Source organism: Sinorhizobium fredii (assembly GCF_002944405.1).
In the GTDB taxonomy this organism is placed as follows: Bacteria; Pseudomonadota; Alphaproteobacteria; order Rhizobiales; family Rhizobiaceae; genus Sinorhizobium; species Sinorhizobium fredii_C.
Genome location: NZ_CP024307.1, coordinates 2,856,748 through 2,875,996 on the forward strand (window position 1 = coordinate 2,856,748; position 19,249 = coordinate 2,875,996).

General features: G+C 62.8%; 20 protein-coding genes. 4 read left to right on the forward strand and 16 right to left on the reverse strand.

Translation table 11 applies throughout. The features are described from left to right. On the reverse strand, positions 1–987 hold the full coding sequence (locus NXT3_RS14060) for an alpha/beta fold hydrolase (RefSeq protein ID WP_097525141.1): 987 nt from the start codon (positions 985–987) through the stop codon (positions 1–3). A gap of 197 nt (positions 988–1,184) precedes the next feature. On the opposite strand from NXT3_RS14060, the gene NXT3_RS14065 reads away from it, so the two are divergent. Beyond that, positions 1,185–1,637: a MarR family winged helix-turn-helix transcriptional regulator gene (locus tag NXT3_RS14065; protein WP_037414579.1), complete on the forward strand. Its 453-nt coding sequence runs from the start codon at positions 1,185–1,187 to the stop codon at positions 1,635–1,637. A gap of 36 nt (positions 1,638–1,673) precedes the next feature. Here NXT3_RS14065 and NXT3_RS14070 read toward each other — a convergent pair whose 3' ends face one another. The 11 genes from NXT3_RS14070 to NXT3_RS14120 all read right to left on the reverse strand — a co-directional run bounded on the left by NXT3_RS14070 (position 1,674) and on the right by NXT3_RS14120 (position 12,443). Beyond that, the gene (locus tag NXT3_RS14070) at positions 1,674–2,663 is read right to left on the reverse strand and encodes a 3-oxopimeloyl-[acyl-carrier-protein] synthase BioZ (protein ID WP_097525140.1); all 990 of its coding nucleotides are present in this window, start codon (positions 2,661–2,663) and stop codon (positions 1,674–1,676) included. Continuing rightward, on the reverse strand, positions 2,660–3,928 hold the full coding sequence (locus NXT3_RS14075; protein WP_097525139.1) for an adenosylmethionine--8-amino-7-oxononanoate transaminase: 1,269 nt from the start codon (positions 3,926–3,928) through the stop codon (positions 2,660–2,662). The genes NXT3_RS14070 and NXT3_RS14075 overlap by 4 nt, the downstream gene beginning before the upstream one ends. Beyond that, the gene (bioD, locus tag NXT3_RS14080; RefSeq protein WP_179864713.1) at positions 3,925–4,563 is read right to left on the reverse strand and encodes a dethiobiotin synthase; all 639 of its coding nucleotides are present in this window, start codon (positions 4,561–4,563) and stop codon (positions 3,925–3,927) included. The genes NXT3_RS14075 and bioD overlap by 4 nt, the downstream gene beginning before the upstream one ends. Beyond that, on the reverse strand, positions 4,563–5,705 hold the full coding sequence (locus tag NXT3_RS14085; RefSeq protein WP_097525137.1) for an 8-amino-7-oxononanoate synthase: 1,143 nt from the start codon (positions 5,703–5,705) through the stop codon (positions 4,563–4,565). The genes bioD and NXT3_RS14085 overlap by 1 nt, the downstream gene beginning before the upstream one ends. Next, on the reverse strand, positions 5,702–6,679 hold the full coding sequence (bioB, locus tag NXT3_RS14090) for a biotin synthase BioB (RefSeq protein ID WP_234828044.1): 978 nt from the start codon (positions 6,677–6,679) through the stop codon (positions 5,702–5,704). The genes NXT3_RS14085 and bioB overlap by 4 nt, the downstream gene beginning before the upstream one ends. A gap of 262 nt (positions 6,680–6,941) precedes the next feature. Continuing rightward, positions 6,942–8,060: a branched-chain amino acid ABC transporter substrate-binding protein gene (locus tag NXT3_RS14095; protein WP_097525135.1), complete on the reverse strand. Its 1,119-nt coding sequence runs from the start codon at positions 8,058–8,060 to the stop codon at positions 6,942–6,944. A gap of 115 nt (positions 8,061–8,175) precedes the next feature. Continuing rightward, complete coding sequence (locus tag NXT3_RS14100; RefSeq protein WP_097525134.1) at positions 8,176–8,520, reverse strand: DUF6867 family protein; 345 nt, start codon at positions 8,518–8,520, stop codon at positions 8,176–8,178. 21 nt (positions 8,521–8,541) lie between these two features. After that, on the reverse strand, positions 8,542–9,267 hold the full coding sequence (locus NXT3_RS14105; protein ID WP_097525133.1) for an ABC transporter ATP-binding protein: 726 nt from the start codon (positions 9,265–9,267) through the stop codon (positions 8,542–8,544). Then, positions 9,264–10,151, reverse strand: coding sequence for an ABC transporter ATP-binding protein (locus NXT3_RS14110; protein ID WP_037414563.1), 888 nt, complete (start codon positions 10,149–10,151; stop codon positions 9,264–9,266). Before NXT3_RS14110 ends, NXT3_RS14105 begins: the two co-directional genes overlap by 4 nt. Next, a complete protein-coding gene (gene livM / locus NXT3_RS14115) occupies positions 10,151–11,536 on the reverse strand; it encodes a high-affinity branched-chain amino acid ABC transporter permease LivM (RefSeq protein WP_097525132.1) in 1,386 nt (461 codons plus the stop codon). The genes NXT3_RS14110 and livM overlap by 1 nt, the downstream gene beginning before the upstream one ends. 4 nt (positions 11,537–11,540) lie before the next feature. Then, entirely contained in the window at positions 11,541–12,443 is a 903-nt protein-coding gene (locus NXT3_RS14120) for a branched-chain amino acid ABC transporter permease (RefSeq protein ID WP_037414559.1), read from the reverse strand. A gap of 383 nt (positions 12,444–12,826) precedes the next feature. Between NXT3_RS14120 and cysQ the strand changes: the two genes are divergently transcribed. Next, complete coding sequence (cysQ, locus tag NXT3_RS14125; protein WP_097525131.1) at positions 12,827–13,600, forward strand: 3'(2'),5'-bisphosphate nucleotidase CysQ; 774 nt, start codon at positions 12,827–12,829, stop codon at positions 13,598–13,600. Between the two features lie 8 nt (positions 13,601–13,608). Here cysQ and NXT3_RS14130 read toward each other — a convergent pair whose 3' ends face one another. After that, complete coding sequence (locus tag NXT3_RS14130) at positions 13,609–13,992, reverse strand: response regulator (RefSeq protein WP_037414548.1); 384 nt, start codon at positions 13,990–13,992, stop codon at positions 13,609–13,611. Between the two features lie 123 nt (positions 13,993–14,115). Further along, positions 14,116–14,868: a Crp/Fnr family transcriptional regulator gene (locus NXT3_RS14135; RefSeq protein WP_037414546.1), complete on the reverse strand. Its 753-nt coding sequence runs from the start codon at positions 14,866–14,868 to the stop codon at positions 14,116–14,118. Positions 14,869–15,020: 152 nt separating this feature from the next. Here NXT3_RS14135 and NXT3_RS14140 point away from each other — a divergent pair, with 152 nt between their 5' ends. Then, positions 15,021–15,881 carry an SDR family NAD(P)-dependent oxidoreductase gene (locus NXT3_RS14140; protein ID WP_097525130.1) on the forward strand — a complete coding sequence of 287 codons (861 nt, stop codon included), beginning with the start codon at positions 15,021–15,023 and terminating at the stop codon, positions 15,879–15,881. 68 nt (positions 15,882–15,949) lie between these two features. Beyond that, on the forward strand, positions 15,950–17,506 hold the full coding sequence (locus tag NXT3_RS14145) for a VOC family protein (protein WP_097525129.1): 1,557 nt from the start codon (positions 15,950–15,952) through the stop codon (positions 17,504–17,506). A 15-nt stretch (positions 17,507–17,521) separates the two neighbouring features. Here the strand turns inward: NXT3_RS14145 and NXT3_RS14150 are convergent, their stop codons facing one another. Both NXT3_RS14150 and NXT3_RS14155 read right to left on the reverse strand, forming a co-directional pair. Then, complete coding sequence (locus tag NXT3_RS14150) at positions 17,522–18,088, reverse strand: NADPH-dependent FMN reductase (protein WP_037414541.1); 567 nt, start codon at positions 18,086–18,088, stop codon at positions 17,522–17,524. Between the two features lie 138 nt (positions 18,089–18,226). Next, positions 18,227–19,180 (reverse strand): ring-cleaving dioxygenase, encoded by a 954-nt coding sequence (locus tag NXT3_RS14155; RefSeq protein WP_097525128.1) that lies wholly within the window; start codon positions 19,178–19,180, stop codon positions 18,227–18,229. Positions 19,181–19,249: the final 69 nt, after the last annotated feature.

Below are 19,249 nucleotides of genomic sequence, written 5' to 3' on the forward strand. Positions count from 1 at the left end.
CTAGGAGCGGGCGAACTCCAGCAGGTCCTTGTTCAACTGATCCTTGTGCGTGTCCGTGATGCCATGCGGCGCACCCGGATAGACCTTCAGATCCGCGTGCGGAATGAGCGTCTTCGAGGCCCGGGCGGCGGCGTCGATCGGCACGATCTGGTCGTCGTCTCCATGGATGATGAGCGTCGGCACGTCGAACTTCTTCAGGTCCTCGGTGAAGTCGGTCTGCGAGAAGGCGACGATCGAGTCATAGGTATTTTTGTGGCCCCCCGCCATGCCCTGCAGCCAGAAGCTGTCGATCATCCCCTGCGACGGCTTCGCACCCGGACGGTTGAAGCCGAAGAAGGGACCGGAAGCGATGTCCTTGTAGAGCTGCGAGCGGTCGGCGAGGCTCGCCGCCTGCAAGCCATCGAACACCTCTTTCGGAAGGCCGCCCGGATTCTTGTCGGTCTTTACCATCAGCGGCGGCACCGCCGAAATCAACCCGGCCTTGGCAACGCGGCTGGTGCCGTGACGACCGATATAGCGGGTAATCTCGCCGCCGCCGGTCGAGAATCCGGCTAGAAAGATACCTTTCAGGTCCAGTTGCTCGATCAGGTCGGCAAGGTCGTCGGCATAGTGATCCATGTCGTTGCCGTCCCAGGGCTGGCTGGACCGGCCGTGGCCGCGGCGATCATGAGTGACGACGCGGAAACCGTTATTGGCGAGATGGAAGGCCTGGGCTTCCCAACTGTCGGACGAGAGCGGCCAGCCGTGGCTGAGGATGACGACCGGCCCGTCCTTCGGACCCCAGTCCTTGTAATAGATTTCAACGCCGTCGCGCGTGGTGATCCTGCTTCCCATGGTCCTTGCTCCTTCCGTTGTTGATGGCTTTGCTGTGTCCGCTGCGGCTGGCCGGGCGGCTGCGAATGCGGCGGCCGCGCTGGCGGCGCCGAGTGCTCCCGCCAGCATCTCCCTTCTGGAAACGGCGGTCGCGCTGTCTTGAACCTTTGTCATGGAATTGCTCCTTCGCTTCGTGGCGGCAAATGGGATCGTTGCGATGTAACCTATGCGATAAGACGCCCGTCCCCTCTTAATTAGTCAACGATTAAATCGTGCACGATCTTTATTGCGCCAGCACATCGATGTCAATACCTTGCGATTATATCGCGAACGATTTACTGTGCTGCCTCGGCGAATACGGAAAGACAGCGATGGCGAAGGCAAATATCCCCTCTCCCGAAGAGTTGATGAAAATCGATAATTTCCTGTGCTTTGCAATCTATTCCGCGAACCACGCGTTTACGCGCGTCTACAAGCCACTACTCGACGAGCTGGATCTTACCTATCCACAATATCTCGTAATGGTTGTCCTGTGGGAAAAAGATGATCAAACCGTCGGCAGCCTGGGAGACAAGCTCTTTCTCGAATCGAGCACCCTCACGCCTATGCTGAAGCGCCTGGAGGCCATGGGCTATATTTCGAGAGTCCGCGACCGCGCCGACGAGCGGCAGGTGCGCGTGCGCCTGACCGAAACCGGCGAGGCGCTCAAGGAAAAGGCCAGCACCGTCCCGTGCGGCATCATCGAAGCGACCGGAATGGAGCCCGCGGAGATCGGGCGCCTAAAGGGGGAAATCGCAGCGCTCCGGGCATCGCTGCTGCGGTAGGCATGCTTGGAGCGGGGTGCAGCAGACCGCAGTTTCTTAGATACCGAGTAGCACGGCCGCTCCGGTCAGCCCCGCGCCCGCCCCGGTGAGCAACAGCCTTTCTCCGGGAACGAAGGCCTTGGCCCTGTGTGCAAGTGAAAGCGACAGCGGAATCGTCGCGGCCGACGAGTTCCCGTACTCCTCGAGGGTGCGCACGGTCCTGGACGGATCGATGCCGAGATTGGCGCAAACCGCATCGAAGATCCGGACATTCGCCTGATGCGGCACGAAGCGGCCGACCTCCGCGGGGTCGATGCCCGCGGCGGCGAGCGCGCGAGCGGCGCAGGCCGTCATCATCTCCACCGCACGGACGAACACCTCCCGCCCGTCGCGCATGGTCATCAGCACGTCCTCCGCCGGCATATCCGGCGCAAAGGGCCGGCTGCTGCCGCCGACGGCAATGGTGATCAGATCGTAGCGGCTTCCGTCAGACGCGAGGTCGATGCCGAGCACGCCCTTCTGGGGATCGTGCGAGGGCGCGACGACGACTGCGCCGGCAGCGTCCGCGAAGAGAACGGCACTTGCCCGCTCAGCCGGGTTGATGCGCCGGCTCAGGATGTTGGCGGCAACGACAAGGACCGGCTTGCCCTGCGTGCGGACGAACCCGTCGGCGAGCGTCAGCGCGTAGAGGAAGCCCGAGCAGGCGCCGGCCAGATCGATCGCACCGGAATTGCCAAGCCTGAGGCGATGGGCGAGCAACGGTGCCGAGGGCGGCAGCAGGTGATCGGGCGTTGATGTGGCGAGCAGCGTCAAGGCGATGTCGCCGCGCGCGGTAGCCGCATCCTCGAGTGCCGCCTCCCCGGCCTTCGCCGCAAGACCGGTCAGCGTCTCTCCGGGCTCGACCCAGCGTCGTGCCCGGATGCCTGTCCGCCGTTCGATCCAGCCCGATTCAAGGCCGAGTTTCGCTTCGATTTCGGCGTTCTCGACGCGCCGCGTCGGCACGGCGTGGCCAAATCCGGCAAGGCGGGATGACCGGACGATGCTCATAGCCGCCCCGTCGCGAAGGCAAACGCAGCCTCGTCGATTGCGTCATAGGCCCGATCGAGATCCGCATCGGCGATGCAATAGGGCGGTATCAGATAGATGACATTGCCGAGCGGCCGGATGAGCAGCCTGCGCTGGCGGAAGAAAGCCCTGAGCCGCGGCCCGACATCGGCCAGGTAGCCCCCCGCCGGCACGCAAAGGTCGAGCGCGGCGATCGTACCTGCCTGACGTACATTGCGGAAGCGCGGATCGGCCGCGAAGCGCTTCAGATGTCGCCGTTGCTTCGCGGCAAGCGCTTCGATGCGCCCGCCGACCGGCTCCTCCTTCCACACAGCGAGATTGGCGACGGCCGCGGCGCAGGCGATCGGATTGGCGGTATAGGAGCTCGAATGAAAGAATGTTCGGCGCCGGTCCGGTGAAAGATGCGCGTCGAATATCTCCGCCGTGCAAAGGGTTGCCGCGAGCGGAAGCGCACCCCCGGTCAAGCCCTTTGACGTGCACAGGATGTCGGGCGCGATCCCCGCCTGCTCGCAGGCAAAGAGAGTTCCGGTGCGGCCCCAGCCGGTCATCACCTCGTCGGCAATCAGCAGAATGCCGTGCTGTTCGGCGATCCGCTTCAGTTCGGTCAGCACGAAGGCCGGATAGATCTTCATCCCGCCGGCCCCGAGAACCAGCGGCTCGACGATGAGCGCCGCCACCTGGCCGGAAGCGCAAAAGTGCTCGAAAGCGTCGAGCGTCTCCTGTTCGCGGCCGGGCTCCGGAAACGGCAGGCGGTCGACGGCGAAAAGAAGCGGCTCGTAGGCCGAATTGAAAACGCCGCGCTCGCCGGCCGACATCGTGCCGATCGTGTCGCCGTGATAGCTGTGCTCCATCACTGAGATGCGGCTACGCGGCGCGCCGATATTGTGGAAATAGCCGATCGCCATCTTCAGCGCTACCTCCACGGCGGTCGAGCCGCTGTCGGAATAAAAGACGTGCTTCAAGCCGGCGGGCGCGATCTCGATCAGGCCGCTCGCCAGTTCCTCCGCCGGCGCATGAGTGTACTCGGCAAAGATCACCTGGTCGTAGCTTTCAACGGCGCGCCGGATCGCCTCCATGATCGCCGGGTGCCGATGGCCGTGGGTGATCACCCACCAGGACGAGATCGCATCGACAATGTGCGAGTCCTCCTCGTCGATCAGATAGGCGCCCTCGGTGCGGACGATGCGCTTCATCGCCGGCTCCAGCGCATGCTGGGTGAAGGGGTGCCAGACCGGAGAGGCGCTCATGCCAGCGCCTCGCGGAAATCGTCCATATTGAAGCCTTCGCAAAAGTTCCGGCGAAGACTATCCGGCGTCAGCGGCGCGAGGTGCGGCAGCCGACCGAGCACCCGAACATGACCCAGTTCCGCGATCGTCCTTTCCGTGTCCGCCTGCTCGTCGCCGATGAAGGCGACGCCGAGAACCGGGATCGAGCGGGCCCGCAGCGCTTCGAGCGACAGCAGCGTGTGATTGATCGTGCCGAGTGCCGTGCGGGCGCAGAGGACGACGGGAATTTGCCAGCGCTGAAAGACGTCGGCGAAGACCGTCCGCTCCGTCAGCGGCACCATAAGCCCGCCCGCCCCTTCGATGACGAGCGGCGCCGCGACCGGGGGTGGCAAGAGGGTTTCCGGCCGGATCGTCACGCCGTCGAGCTTGGCCGAGAGATGCGGCGAGGCGGGTGTGGCGAGCCTGTAGGCCTCCGGCAGGATGCGGCGAGGCTCTAACCGGCCAAGCCGCTGGACGGCTTCGCTGTCGGTTTCGCCGTCGAGCCCGGATTGGACCGGCTTCCAGTAATGGCCCGAAAGCGCATCGGTGAGCGCGGCGGCAAAGACGGTCTTGCCGATGCCCGTATCCGTTCCGGTGATCACGACGCGAACTGCCATCATTGTTCCTCCGCCATCGCCATCTTCAGCCGAGCCAGCATCTGCGCGATCGCCTGCCTGTCGACGTTCAGCGTGATCGCGATCCGAAGCCGGGCCGTGCCTTCGGGAACGGTTGGTGGCCGGATCGCGCGGATGTCGAATCCTTCCTCGCGCAGGCGATCGGCGATCTTCACGGCACGGCCATTGTCGCCGATCATCACCGGCAGGATCTGCGATCCGCTGCCTTCGATCCCGGTTGTCGCGGCAAGCGCCGCATTGGCAAAAGCGCTGAGCGTGTCGAACTTGGCGCGACGCTGCGGCTCGTCCGCGGCGATCCGCAAGGCCGCGCGAACCGCGGCTGCTGTCAAGGGCGACGGCGCGGTCGAATAGATGAAGCCGCGGGCGCGATTGACGAGATAGTCGCAAAGTGTTCCGCTGGCGCAGAGCAACGCGCCGGAGACGCCGAGCGCCTTGCCGCAGGTATGCAGGACGATCACGTTCTCCCGGCCCTCGAGCGCCGCCGAAAGGCCGCGGCCGCCGGGACCGAAAACGCCGGTGGCATGCGCCTCGTCGATGACCAGAAAGGCGTCATGCTCTTCGGCGAGCGCCGCAAGCTCCTGGAGCGGCGCCCGATCTCCGTCCATCGAATAGAGGCTTTCAACGGCGATCCACGGGCGTCCCGTTCCGCCAGCACCACGCCATTCCCGAATGGCGTCGGCGAAGGCGCCGACATCATTGTGGCGGACGGCGACCGCCTGCGCACGGCTTGCCGCGATGCCCTCATGGGCGCTCGCATGGATCAACGCGTCGTGGATGATGATGTCGTCGCGCTGCGGCAGGGTCGAAAACAGCGCAACATTGGCCATATAGCCGCTGCCGAAAAAGAGCACTCGTTGCGAACCGAAGAACTCGGCCGCCTCCGCCTCCAGCGCCTCATGCTCGGGATGATTGCCACGCAGCAGTCGCGATCCGCCGGCGCCGACCGCTACGTCCCGGTCGAGGGCGGAGGCGATCGCCTCCTTCAGCCGCGGAGAGCCTGCGAGGCCCAGATAGTCGTTCGAGGTGAAATCAATGCCCGCCCGGGCGACAAGCGCACGCCGCCGCCCCTTTCGCTCCAGTCCTGCCAGGATCTTCTCGTAGCGGCCCAGACGCACGGCGATCATTCGGCCGGCTCCATCGGCTCCAGTGCCATCGGCTTCAGCCCCAGGCGGCGGAACAGCGCCGCATCGTGATGCTCGCCCGGGTTGTCCGCCGTCAACAGCGTCTCGCCGACGAAGATCGAATTCGCCCCGGCGAAGAAACAGAGCGCCTGCATTTCGTCGCTCATGTCGGTCCGGCCGGCCGAAAGGCGAACATGCGATTTCGGCATCAGGATGCGGGCGAGCGCGATCATCCGGACGAAGTCGATCGGATCGACCGGCAGCGAATCCGCAAGCTTCGACCCGGGGATGGGGATCAGCATGTTGATCGGCACGCTTTCCGGCGCGGCCGGAAGGTTGGCGAGCGTCACCAGCATCGAAATGCGATCATCAACCCCTTCGCCCATGCCCAAGATGCCGCCCGCGCAGACCTTGATGCCCGCCTCGCGGACATTGGCAAGCGTTTCCAGCCGGTCGGCGAAGGTTCGCGTGGTGATGATCTCGTTGTAAAAGCGCTCCGAGGTGTCGACATTGTGGTTGTAGTAATCGAGACCGGCCTCTGCGAGCCGCTCCGTCTGGGCGGGCGACAGCATCCCGAGGGTCATGCAGGTTTCCATCCCGAGCGCCCTGACGCCGCGCACCATGGCGACGATGGCCTCCATGTCGCGCTCCTTCGGGCTGCGCCAGGCCGCTCCCATGCAATAGCGCGTCGCGCCGCCGTCCTTGGCTTTGCGCGCCTCCGCGATCACACGCTCGACTTCCATCAGCTTCGACGCCTTGAGGCCGGTTGGGTAATGCGCCGACTGGCTGCAATAGCCGCAATCCTCGGCGCATCCCCCGGTCTTGATCGACAGGAGCCGGCTCATCTGCACCGCATTCGGATCGAAATGCGTGCGATGGATGGACTGCGCACGGAACAGAAGGTCGTTGAAAGGTAAATTATAGATTTTTGTCGCCGCAGCGAGAGTCCAAGCTGTTACATCGGAGCCGGAGCTCATCGAATCCGCTCCGCTCGTTACCAACGCATCCTGCATTCGCGGCTGTCCCCCTCTGCCTACTGCCATCGATATAGATAGAATCGGATTTTATCTATAGTTCGGCTGTTGAGAGGGACGCAACTGCCTATCGATCCTTCCATGCCGTAATTCAGCCGCGCCGGACTGGGCTGCGGCAAATCTCCCGCGTCAGGGATGCTCACAAAGCAAGGGCCCGGCGCTTCCACGCCGGGCCCTGCTTCGCTGTTAAAGCGTTAGAACGAGACTATTCGTTCTGGAAGTAGCTGTACTTGCCGTCTTCACCCTTCTTCCAGGTGTACATGACGTAGTCCGGGCGGGTGATGTCGCCCTTTTCGTCATAGCCGAGTTCGCCGATCGCGGTCTTGAACGGACCCTTCGCCTTGATCGCTTCGGCAACCGCCTGCGGGTCGTTGCCGCCGGCAGCCTTGGCGGCATCCGCAATCACCTGCAGCGCTGCGTAGGAATAGAGCGTGTAGGCCTCCGGTTCGAAGCCAGCGGTGCGGAACTTCTCGACGAGTTCCTTCGAAGCCGGGTTCTTGCGCGGATCCGGCGCGAAGGTCATCAGCGTGCCGTCGACGGCGTCACCGGCGATCGAAGCCAGTTCGTTCGAAACGATGCCGTCGCCCGACATGAAGGTTGCCTTCAGGCCCTGGTCCTTCATCTGACGCATGATGAGGCCCGCTTCCGTGTGCAGGCCGCCGTAGTAGACGACCGAAACGCCGGCTTCCTTCATCTTGGCGATCAGCGCCGAGAAATCCTTGTCGCCGATGTTGATACCTTCGTAGAGAGCTTCGTTGAGGCCCGCTTCGTTCATCGACTTCTTGGTCTCATCGGCAAGACCCTGGCCGTACGGCGTCTTGTCGTGGATGACGGCGATCTTCGCGTCCTTGAAGTTGGCAGCGAGGTAAGCGCCGGCAACTGCACCCTGCTGGTCGTCACGGCCGCAGGTGCGGAACGTGTTCCACATGCCGCGCTCGGTGAACTGCGGGTTGGTCGCGGACGGCGTGATTTCCAGGATGCCGTTCTCGGCATAGACTTCCGATGCCGGAATGGACACGCCGGAGTTGAAGTGGCCAATCACGAACTTCACGCCGTCAGCAACGAACTTGTTGGCGACCGAAATACCCTGCTTCGGGTCCGAGACGTCGTCGCCGAGGACGAGCTTGATCTGTTCGCCGTTGATGCCGCCTGCCGCGTTGATGTCAGCGGCCGCCTGCTCCGCACCTTTCTGGAGCTGGGCGCCGAAAGCGGCATTCGGGCCGGTCAGCGGACCAGCGACGCCGACCAGGAGATCAGCCCATGCGGTGCCGCTGAAGGCGACCATTGCTGTCAGCGCCACAGCCGACAGAAGAGACTTTTTCATTTTGTTACTCCCAAATATTCGAGCGGGTCTCGTTTCAGAACCCTGCGCAATGCCCACTATCATTGCGCCGGTGTTTCTTCGCACCGGCCGCACCCGACCGGCACGCGCTGTTCCCTTATTTGGCCTTCCAGGAGAAAGGTGAGGTCTTCTCATAGAGCCAGTAGTAGTTGTTCGCCATCTGCTTGGTCCGGTAGTACCGGTAACCGGCGGTAGCAAACAACAAAAGTACGAGCGTGTCTACGATATAGTACTGCAGGCTGAACATCGTGCCTTCGAAAAGCGCGTGGTGCACGAAGCGGATAGCAAGTCCCAGAAGCGCCACGTAGACGATGAGCCGCGGAAACTCCCCCCAGCTCTCGGCAACGCTCTTGCCGGTGCGCCAGGCGGTCCAGCCGCCGAGGACGCAGGTGATGAACAGAAACTGCCAGATGGAGGCTTCTTCGTAAAGAATTCCCTGCATGTCACTTAACTCCAGCGTGCATCAATGCCGGCCGCCTTCGAGATAGGCCGCACGGACCTCCGGATTGGCGAGCAGGTCCTTGCCCGTTCCGCTCATCGTAACCCGGCCGTTCACCATGACGTAGCCCCGGTCTGAAAGCTTCAGCGCCCCAAAAGCGTTCTGCTCGACTAGGAACACCGTGAGACCCTCCTGCTTGTTGAGCTTCTTGATCGCCTCGAAAATGCCCTTGACAATCAGTGGCGCAAGGCCGAGCGAAGGTTCGTCGAGCAGCAGCAGCTTCGGCCGCGCCATCAGCGCCCGGCCGATCGACAGCATCTGCTGTTCGCCGCCCGAGAGCGTTCCGCCGCGCTGCGCCTGCCGCTCCTTGAGCCGCGGGAACAGCGTGAAGACCTTTTCCACGTCCTCCTTGAAGTGCTTCAGATTGTCGAGGCTGGCGCCCATCTGCAGATTTTCGAGCACCGTCATGCGCGGGAAGATGCGGCGGCCTTCCGGGGACTGGGCGATCCTGAGACGGGCAATCTCATGGGTCGGCATGCGCGTGATGTCCTGCCCTTCGAAGAAGACCGAACCGGTGCGCGCCTGCGGCTTGCCGCAGATGGTCATCATCAGCGTCGATTTCCCCGCGCCGTTGGCGCCGATCAGCGAAACGATTTCCCCACGATGGACCTCGACATCGACGCCGTTCAGCGCCCGGATATTGCCGTAATAGGTCTCGACGCCTCTCACATTCAGCAGCGGAGCAGTCATTGCGGGGCGCCTCCCTGCTCGCTTCCGATTTCCTCGATCTGTTCGATCACCTCTTCAACCTCTTCGTCCTCGACGCCCAGATAAGCCGCGATGACCCGTGGATCATGCTTCACGAAATCCGGATTGCCGTCGGAAATCTTCTGTCCGTATTCGAGCACCACCACATGGTCGGAAATCTCCATCACCACCGACATGTCGTGCTCGATCAACAGAATGGAGGTACCGGTGTCGCGGCGGATGGTCTGCAACAGGTTGTTGAGAGCGGCCGATTCACGCGGATTGAGGCCCGCAGCCGGCTCGTCGAGGCAAAGCAGTTCCGGTCCGGTGCACATGGCGCGAGCGATTTCGAGGCGCCGCTGCGCACCATAGGGAAGATCGCCAGCCGGATCGTCGGCACGATCGATGAGCGACGCCATCTCGAGCCAGTGGCGGGCGAGATCAATCGACTCCTTGGAAGCCTGGCGGTAGGCCGGAAAGCCGAGCAGGCCGAGCAGGGTGTAGCCGGAAGCCTGCATCAGCTTGTTGTGCTGCGCCACCAGGAGATTTTCGAGCACCGTCAGGCCGGAGAACATCCGGATGTTCTGGAAGGTGCGCGCCACCTTGGCGCGCTTGGTGATCTCGAAATCCGGAAGACGCTCCAGCAGGAACTCATTGCCGGACTTCTGCCGCAGGGTGATCATGCCCATGGTCGGCTTGTAGAAGCCGGTGATGCAGTTGAACACCGTCGTCTTGCCCGCTCCGTTGGGGCCGATGAGCGCCGTGATCTCGCCGCGCTCGGCCTCGAAGGAGAAGTCGTTGATGGCCATGAGACCGCCGAAGCGCATCGACAGGCGCTCGACCTTGAGAATGGGGTCTTTTGTCATTGTATTTGTCTCGAAGGTCATCAGCCGTGCCCTTCCTTGGTGAAGCTGCCGGAGACCGCTCTGCGTTCGCGCAGGAAGGCGGTCGGTTCGCGCGATCCGACGAAGCCGCGTGGCTTCCAGACCATGACGACCACCATGGCAAGCCCGAAGATCAGCATGCGATAGAGTTCAGGCGTGAAGTTCGGCCCGAAGATCATCTTCAGGAAGGTGAGTTCGCGCAGGATCTCCGTACCGCCGATCATCACGACCGCAGCGACGAAGATACCGGTCAACGAACCCATGCCTCCAAGCACGACGATGGCGAGGATGACGGCCGACTCCAGGAAGACGAAGGATTCCGGCGAGACGAAGCCCTGGCGCACCGCGAAGAACGAGCCTGCAAACCCGCCGAACATGGCACCCGTGGCGAACGCCGTCAGCTTGGTCGTGACGGTGTTGATGCCGAGCGAACGGCAGGCGATCTCGTCCTCGCGAAGCGCCTCCCAGGCCCGGCCGATCGGCATGCGGCGCAGCCGGATGGTGACGAAGGCCGTCAACAGCGCCAGGCCGAGGATCAGGTAGAAGAGGAAGATCTTGTAGTAGGCCGAGGAAATCGGCAGCCCCATCAGCGCCGCGAAGCCGTCCTTCGAAGCATCGAACTTGATGCCGAACAGCGTCGCCTTGGCGATACCCGACACGCCGAACGTTCCCTTGGTGACCTCGGTCCAGTTGATCAGCACGAGGCGGATGATCTCACCGAAGGCAAGCGTCACGATCGCCAGGTAGTCGCCGCGCAGGCGCAGCACCGGAAAGCCGAGGATCACGCCCCAGCAGGCGGCGAGGATGCCGGCGACCGGCAGCAGCACCCAGAAGGACAGGCCGAAATAGCTGGAAAGCAGCGCGTAGGAATAGGCACCGACCGCGTAGAAGGCCACATAGCCGAGATCGAGCAGCCCGGCGAGGCCGACGACGATGTTGAGGCCCCAGGCGAGCATCACATAGATCAGGATCTGGATGCCGAAATTGTCCACCCATTTAAGCGAACCCTGGACGCCGAAGAGCGCCATGATGACCGGCGGATAGAGGATGAGCGCAACGATAGCGATCTTCGAAAAGTTGCGGCTGAAGAAGCTCTCCTCCTTCGCCACTTCCGGAACGGCGGCTTTCGCTGCCTTGCGCTGGGCGAACCAGGGCTGCACATAGGCAACCATCAGGAAGCGGCCGACCATGGCGACGACCACGAAGATCGCCAAGAGGCCCCAGCGCTGGTTGAGGATCAGCTCGTTGCGGATGTTCTGGTCGGTCTTGAGGCCGACGAACAGCACGAACAGCCCGAGCGTGATGAGCCCCGAGAAGACAGCCTCGCGCAGGGCCCGCGCCGTCAGTTCACTGCCGGCGCTTGCAGTAGTAGATGCAACATTTGCCATGGAACTATACCTTCTCGACTTCCGGTCGTCCGAGAATACCCGACGGCTTGAAGATCAGGACGATCGCGAGAATGGAGAAGGTCGCGACATCCTTGTAGTCGATTGTGAAATAGGCCGACCACAGTGACTCGATGAGGCCGATCAGCAGTCCGCCGAGAACGGCGCCCGGCAGCGAGCCGATGCCTCCGAGGACGGCGGCGGTAAACGCCTTGACGCCCGGAGCGAAACCGTCGGTGAAGACGACGACGCCGTAATACATGAGATACATGGTGCCGGCGACGGCAGCGAGCGCTGCGCCCATGATGAAGGTCACCGAAATGGTGCGGTCGACGTCGACGCCGAGCAGCGCCGCCATCTTGCTATCCTGCTCGGTGGCCCGCTGGGCCCGGCCGAGCGGCGTCCGGTTGACGATATACCAGAAGACGGAAAGCAGGATCGCGGTGATGACGACGATGATGATCTGCTTCAGCGAGACGGTGATCCCGAACAGGTCGTAGACCGACGAGACGAGCGGCGGGATCGGCTTGTTGCGCGGACCCTGTGTCACCTGGATGAAGTTCGACAGCACGATCGACATGCCGATCGCGGTGATCAGCGGCGCCAGTCGGAACGAACCGCGCAGCGGCCGGTAAGCTACCCGCTCGATCGTCCAGTTCCAAAGCGCCGCCGTCAGCATGCCGACGATCATCATAAGCAAAAGCGCCAGTACAACCGGTATGCCTGCCATGAAAGTCGTGAGAAGCAAGAACACAATCAAAGCGGCAAAGCCGCCCAGCATGAATATATCGCCGTGGGCGAAGTTGATCATGCCGATGATGCCGTAGACCATGGTATAACCGATCGCGATCATACCATAAATAGACCCAAGCGTCAGCCCGTTGACGAGCTGCTGGATGAAATACTCCATCAATCTTCCCCTGGACCGGATCCTGTTGGTCCGATCTCTTTTTATTAGTTTTCCTTCATGAGCGTGCTCTCAGAGGATTTCATACCTCTTTCAAGCGAAAATGAAAGTCAAAAATTGCGTGGCCCGCAGATTCTTCCGCTATAAAATCGATTTGACGTTTTTCCTGCCAGAAAAATCAAAAAATTTGCAGCTCTCGCTGCGAAAACAATCAATTTTCGCCCGGAAACCGGAAAAACGCGAACGCCGGCGGTATTAACCCATGACGAAAGAGCATGACTTTATGGGCGGTAGTTTACAGTTGATGTGGCCCAACAGATCGTGGTTTAGAACCGACGGCCACTCGCAAGGATTGCCGCCCTATTTGACCTTGGAGCAGGGGAACGATGCTGGAGATTTTGGAACGATCGGCGCTTGCGGCCGGGCGGGCGATCATGGAAATCTACAATGCCGGACCGGCCGTGACCTACAAGCCGGACACCTCGCCGGTGACCGACGCGGATCACCGCGCCGAGCGCATCATCCTCGACGAGCTTGCCGCCGCCTTTCCAGACATACCGGTCATCGCCGAGGAAGCCGTCGCCGCCGGGCACGTCCCGGACATTGCCGGCAAGCGGTTCTTTCTCGTCGACCCGCTCGATGGCACCAAGGAATTCGTCGAGCACAATGATCATTTCACAGTCAACATCGCGCTCATTGAAAATGGGCTTCCCGCCGCGGGTGTCGTCCATGCGCCTGCCCTTGGGGTGATCCATGCAGCAAGTGGCGGAATGGCACGAAAGGCGCCGGTCGAAGACGGCCGGATTGGACACTGGCAGCCTATCGGCTGCCGCCCCTGCGGCGGCCGACCGGTCGCGCTGATCAGCCGCTGGCACAACAGCGCCGAAACGCTCGCCCACCTCGCTGAAAACGGCATCCGTGATTACGAGGCTGTCGGCTCGTCGCTGAAATTCTGCCTGCTCGCCGAGGGCAAGGCCGATGTCTATCCTCGCTTCAGCCGCACGATGGAGTGGGATACGGCCGCCGGCGATGCGATTCTCCGGGCGGCGGGCGGCGAAACGCTGGTCATCGACGGCCGGCCGCTCGCCTATGGGAAGCGCAACCAGCCGAACGACTGCGACTTCGCCAATCCCTGGTTCGTCGCGCGCGGCAGGGTGTGATTCTCCGCTTAAGGACTTTCCGGGCGGAAAGCGGCCGCAATGAGACTGCTGAGACTGCCTTCGCTGAAGGGTTTTTCGATCCGCGGAATATCGCGGAGATGGCCGGGCAGAGCCAGCAAATCACCGTAGCCGCTGGTAAACCCGAAATGGATCCCCCGCGCCATCAGCGATTCGGCAACGGCGAAGCTTGTCTCGTCGCCGAGATTGATATCGAGAATGGCGAAGTCGACCGGATGTGCCGAGACGATCTCCATCGCCTTTTCGACGCTGTTGGCGATGTGCACGCTCTTGACGCCGAGCGCACTGAGGATTTCTCCCATATCCATGGCGATGAGGAAATTATCCTCGAGAACGAGGACCGATTCGATGGCCGGCGAAATCTGACTTGTCATCTACTAGCATCCCTCGGTCTCCTCGTTCTGCCGAGAACCGACCACTTCGCGCACGCTAGGCCAGACGGACAGACGTGGCATTTAAAAAAGACATATCGCGCTCTTCGCACGAATTATTCCGCGTCAAATCAGCGGCCTCTTCAGTTCCCTCAGTCCCTCCCATCCCGCTAGTGACAACAGGCCGTCGATCTCCAGGACATTGCACCCTCCCTCGGCCCAACGGATAAGCTTGAGCGCGGCTAGTTTCCTGAGGGTCTTGTTGGTGTGGACGATCGACAGGCCGAGCGTGTCAGCAAGATGTTGCTGGGTGATGGGAATGACGCCGCGGCCGCCACGGAAAAGCTCCAGCGTCTCAGCCCTCTGATAGAGAAAAGCAACGAGATAGGCCGCCCGTTCGAGCGCGGAACGCCGGCCGATGCTCAAGAGGTTCTCGTCCAGAATGCGCTCCTCGCGGGCCGCGATCCAGGTTAGGTCATAGGCGAGTTCGGGATAGCCCCGGTAGAGCTCGCCGAGCCTGCTTCGCTTGAACACGCACAGGGTGACCGGCGAGAGCGCCTCGATCGAGTGCTGCATCTCGCCCATGAGGCTGCCCTGCAATCCGACGATGTCGCCCGGCATCACATAGTTCAGGATCTGGCGGCGGCCGTCGTCGAGCATTTTGTAGCGGAACCCCCAGCCGGAAAGCACGGTGAAGAGATGCGCGCTCGTCTCGCCCTCGGAAAGGATCGTCCCGCCGCTTTCGACCGTTTGCTCGCCCATCTTGAAGTCGGACACGAAGGCGAGTTCCTCAGGCGTGAAAGGGCGGAACGCGTCGAGCGGCCGCAGGGGACAGTCCTGACAGGGTATGCCTTTGCCGAACTTGCCTTCAACAGCCATGGAAATCTCGCGGGGAGGATGAACGCACGCACTCAGCGACCGGCCAGGCGGGAGGTTGTTTCGAAAAAGTGTCGGCAGCCATCCCTCATGGACTTGTGCGCCGCCAGGCCCTATCTCTCGTCGATCGTCCGTCGCAAGCAGGATTGTGAACCATGTTGTCCTTTTCCGCCATCGCCAAAAACAACGTCGCCGTTATCACCGGCTCCGCCTCCGGTATCGGGCTTGCCGTCGCAAGACGTTTCGCCGATCGCGGCATGAAGGTCGTGCTTGCCGATCTCGCCGGCGAACGGCTGCAGGCGGCCGCGGCGGAAGTGGCGAAGCTTGCCCCGGGCGGGGCGGCGGACGTCGCTGCAATTGCCACGGACGTCTCTCGGGCCGACGAGCTCGTCGCCCTGGCGCGGGCGACGCATGAGCGGTTCGGCCATGTGCATGTGCTGATGAACAATGCCGGCATTCAGCCCGGCAGCTCGATGTTCGGCCCGTTGGAGAACTGGGAATCGGTGCTCGGCGTCAATCTGTGGGGCGTGATCAACGGCTCGCGCATTTTCGCACCCGCCATGATCGCCCACGGCGAGCCGGCGCTGATCATCAATACCGGCTCCAAACAGGGAATCACCACGCCGCCCGGAGACCCGGCCTACAATGTCTCGAAGGCGGGCGTGAAGGTCTTCACCGAGGCGCTGCAGCACGAGTTGCGCAACACCGAGAACTGCCAGGTCAACGCGCATCTGCTGATCCCCGGCTTCGTCTACACGGCGCTGACGGCGCATGGCCGCACCGAAAAGCCGGCCGGCGCCTGGACGCCGGAACAGACAGTCGATTTCATGCTGGAGAGCCTCGCCCGCGGCGATTTCTACATCCTCTGCCCCGACAATGAAGTCGAAAGGTCCACCGACGAAAAGCGCATCCTGTGGGCGGCCGGCGACATCGTCGAGAACCGCCCTCCCCTTTCCCGTTGGCACCCGGACCACGGCGAGGCGTTCCGCTCCTTCCTCACCGGAAATCGGGATTGATCCGCATCCCGGCTTGATCGATCCTTGGGCAATGAAGCGCCCCAACGGTGGCAAGGAGGGCTAATACTGTGACCAGCGGCATTCACCACATCACGCTGATCAGCCGCAGGGTTCAGGCGAATGTCGACTTCTATGTCGGATTCCTCGGCCTGCACCTCGTCAAGCGAACCGGCGGCTTCGAGGATCCCAATCAGTTGCACCTCTTCTACGGCGATGCGTCGGGCTCGCCCGGCTCGCTCGTCTCCTTCCTGATATGGGAGGATGGCTCGCCGGGGCGCGTCGGCTCCGGCCAACCGAGCGAGATCGCCTTCGCCGTCCCAACGCAGAGCATCGGCTTTTGGCTGACGCGCGCCCTGCGGTTCAACATCCAGGCGACCGGTCCGGCGCAGGAGTTCGGCGAACCGGTGCTGCGGCTCAAGGATCCGGACGGGGTGATCGTCAAGCTGGTCGGCACCGACGCGCTCGCCGAGCCCGCCCCCTGGGCAAGCCGCGACATCCCGGAGTCGGATTCGATCCGGCGCCTGCGCGGAGCCACCGTGCTGACCGAAAAGCCGAAGGAAACGGCGCATTTTCTCCAGAGCCATTTCGGCTATCGGGAGGCCGCCGCGACGGAGACGATACATCGCCTCGTCTCCTCATCCGGCGATGTCATCGACGTGCGTGACGCAACCGGCTTCTGGGCTGCGGCACCCGGGACCGGGACGATCGATCACATCGCCTTTCGCGCCCCGGACGAGGCGACCGTGCTCGCCGTGCGCGCCGATCTCGAACAGGAACACGCCGGCGCCACCAACGCCCATGATCGGAAATATTTCTTCTCGCTCTATGTGCGCGAGCCCGGCGGCTCGCTTTACGAGCTTGCCACCGACGGCCCCGGCTTTGCGGTCGATGAACTTCCTGACGCGCTCGGTTCAAAACTCTTCCTGCCGCCGCATTTGAGCAGCGATCCCGCCGCGACGCTGGTCCGGCTGCCGCAATTCGCGCTTCCCGATGAGCCGCGGCTGACGCTCCGTGACCTGCCCTTTATCCACCGCTTTCATCATCCGGAGCGGATGAACGAGCGGACCTTTGTGCTGCTGCATGGCAGCGGCGGTAACGAGACCGACATGCTCCCCTTCGGCCATCAGCTCGATCCGCGCGCGACGCTGATCGGCGTGCGCGGCCGCAGCACCGAGGAAGGGTTTCCCCGCTGGTTTCGCCGCCTGTCGATGACCACCTTCGACCAGCGCGACATCCGCTCGGAAGCGGAAGCCTTCGCCGCTTTCGTCGACGAGGCGCGCGAGGCCTACGGGCTTGATCTCGCAAGGACCGTGTTCATCGGCTATTCGAACGGCGCCAATCTGCTCGCGGCCGTCATGCTCCTTCACCCGGGCGCCATCAGGAATGCGGTGCTGATGCGGGCCATGGCGGCCCTCGAGGATGCACCGAGGGCCGACCTCGCGGGCACGAACGTCTTGATGCTGACCGGCAAGGACGACATCTACGGCAGACACGCGCCGCAGTTGAAGGCGGAACTGCGGGAAAGCGGCGCGAATTTCGAGGCGGTCGACCTCGACACCGGACACGGCATCGGCCCGGAAGACGTTGCCGTCATTCGTCCTTGGCTCGCGGAACGAGGGCTATAATCCCAGCGGGCGCAGCTACCGATGCGCCTTCACCGTCGCCGCATATTCCGCAAAGGCCTGAACGAAGGCGCGCAGTCGCTCGCGGGTTTCCTCATCTGTCAATTGCGCTTCACTGTCGAAAACGGTGCGGGCTTTCGGCACCATCAGCCGCTTGCCCGACCAAAGCTCGGCACCGAGCGTCCGAATCACCGGGAGCCAGGCATTCTGGCTGAGAATGGTTCCGAAATTCCCCGGCGAGGCGCCGGCGAGCGCGAAGGGACGTCCGCCGAACACCTTGCCAATGTCGGCGGCCGGGCGGCTCAGCCAATCGACGGCATTTTTGAGAACGCCGGGCACGGAGTTGTTGTATTCCGGCGTGAAGAGAATGACGCCGTCCGCCGCGATGATCCGCTGTTTCAGCGCCTCTACCGGAGCCGGCACGCCGCTCTCCGCCTCGACATCCCCGTCATACAGCGGAATGCCGTGCAGCGTTGCGGCCTCGAACTCGACCTCCTCTGGTGCGACCGCCTTCGCGGCCGTAAGCAGTCCGGTGTTGAAGGAAGCCTTGCGCAGGCTTCCCGATATGCCGAGTAGTTTCGTCATCGATATGTGCATCCTCCGGTCTGTTCGGTCGCGAATTCCTGGTTGCCAGGAAAACTAGGAGCGATGAGATGAAAGGAAAGCCCGCGATCGCACCCGCTTCAATTGTGGGGCGACGGATGTCAAAACGGGCGCGCCACGCTATTCCAGCGGCTTAAGCCGCGCCTCGATCTGCGCCCGCTTCGGCTCCAGGAAGGGCGGCAGAGATAGCCTCTCCCCGAGCGACTCCAAGGGCTCGTCGACGGCAAAGCCGGGGCCGTCCGTGGCGATCTCGAACAGGATGCCGTTCGGCTCGCGGAAATAGAGCGAACGGAAATAAAAGCGCTCCACCTCGCCGCTCGAGGGCAGATGGAAGGCCTTCAGCCTCTCCGTCCACTGGTGCAGATGGGCGACATCCGGCGCGCGGAACGCGACGTGGTGGACGGCGCCGGCTCCCTGCCGGGCGATCGGCAGGTCCGGCTGGACCGCGACATGGAGTTCGGCACCCGCCCCGCCCTCGCCCATCGAGAACACATGCACCTTGCCGTTTCCGTCCGGCGAGGGATAGTGGCGCACCTCGCGCATGTTCATGACATGGGTGAGCACGAGCGCCGTATTGGTGATATCCGGTACGCTGATGGTGATCGGCCCGAGACCCCTGATCTGGTGCTCGGCCGTGACCGGACTCCTTTCCCACGGATGCGAAGGCGTGACTCCGCCGTCGTCCACCAGCCGGAACCGCTGGCCCTCGCCGTCCTCGAAATCGAGAGACATCCGGCCATCGATTTCGCCGATTTCGCCTGACGACACTTCGAGCTCGTCGAAGCGCCGCTTCCACCATTCGACGCTTTGCGCACCACCGACGCGCAGCCCGGTGCGCGAGATGCTGTGCGTCCCGCGCCCTTCCGGTCCGACCGGCCAGTCGAAAAAGGTCAGATCCGAGCCCGGCGTTGCCTTACCGTCGGCGTAGAAGAGATGGTAGGCCGAGGTGTCGTCCTGGTTGACGGTCTTCTTGACGAGCCGCAGCCCCAGCACTTTCGTGTAGAAGCGCAAATTTTCCGGCGCATTCGCGGTAATCGCCGTCAAGTGGTGAATACCTGTCAGTTGCAAGCTCATGATTGCCCTCCTGAGGCCTTCCGTTGACCCGAATATCGGCCTCCGGCCATGCGTTCTGCAAGTGGGACG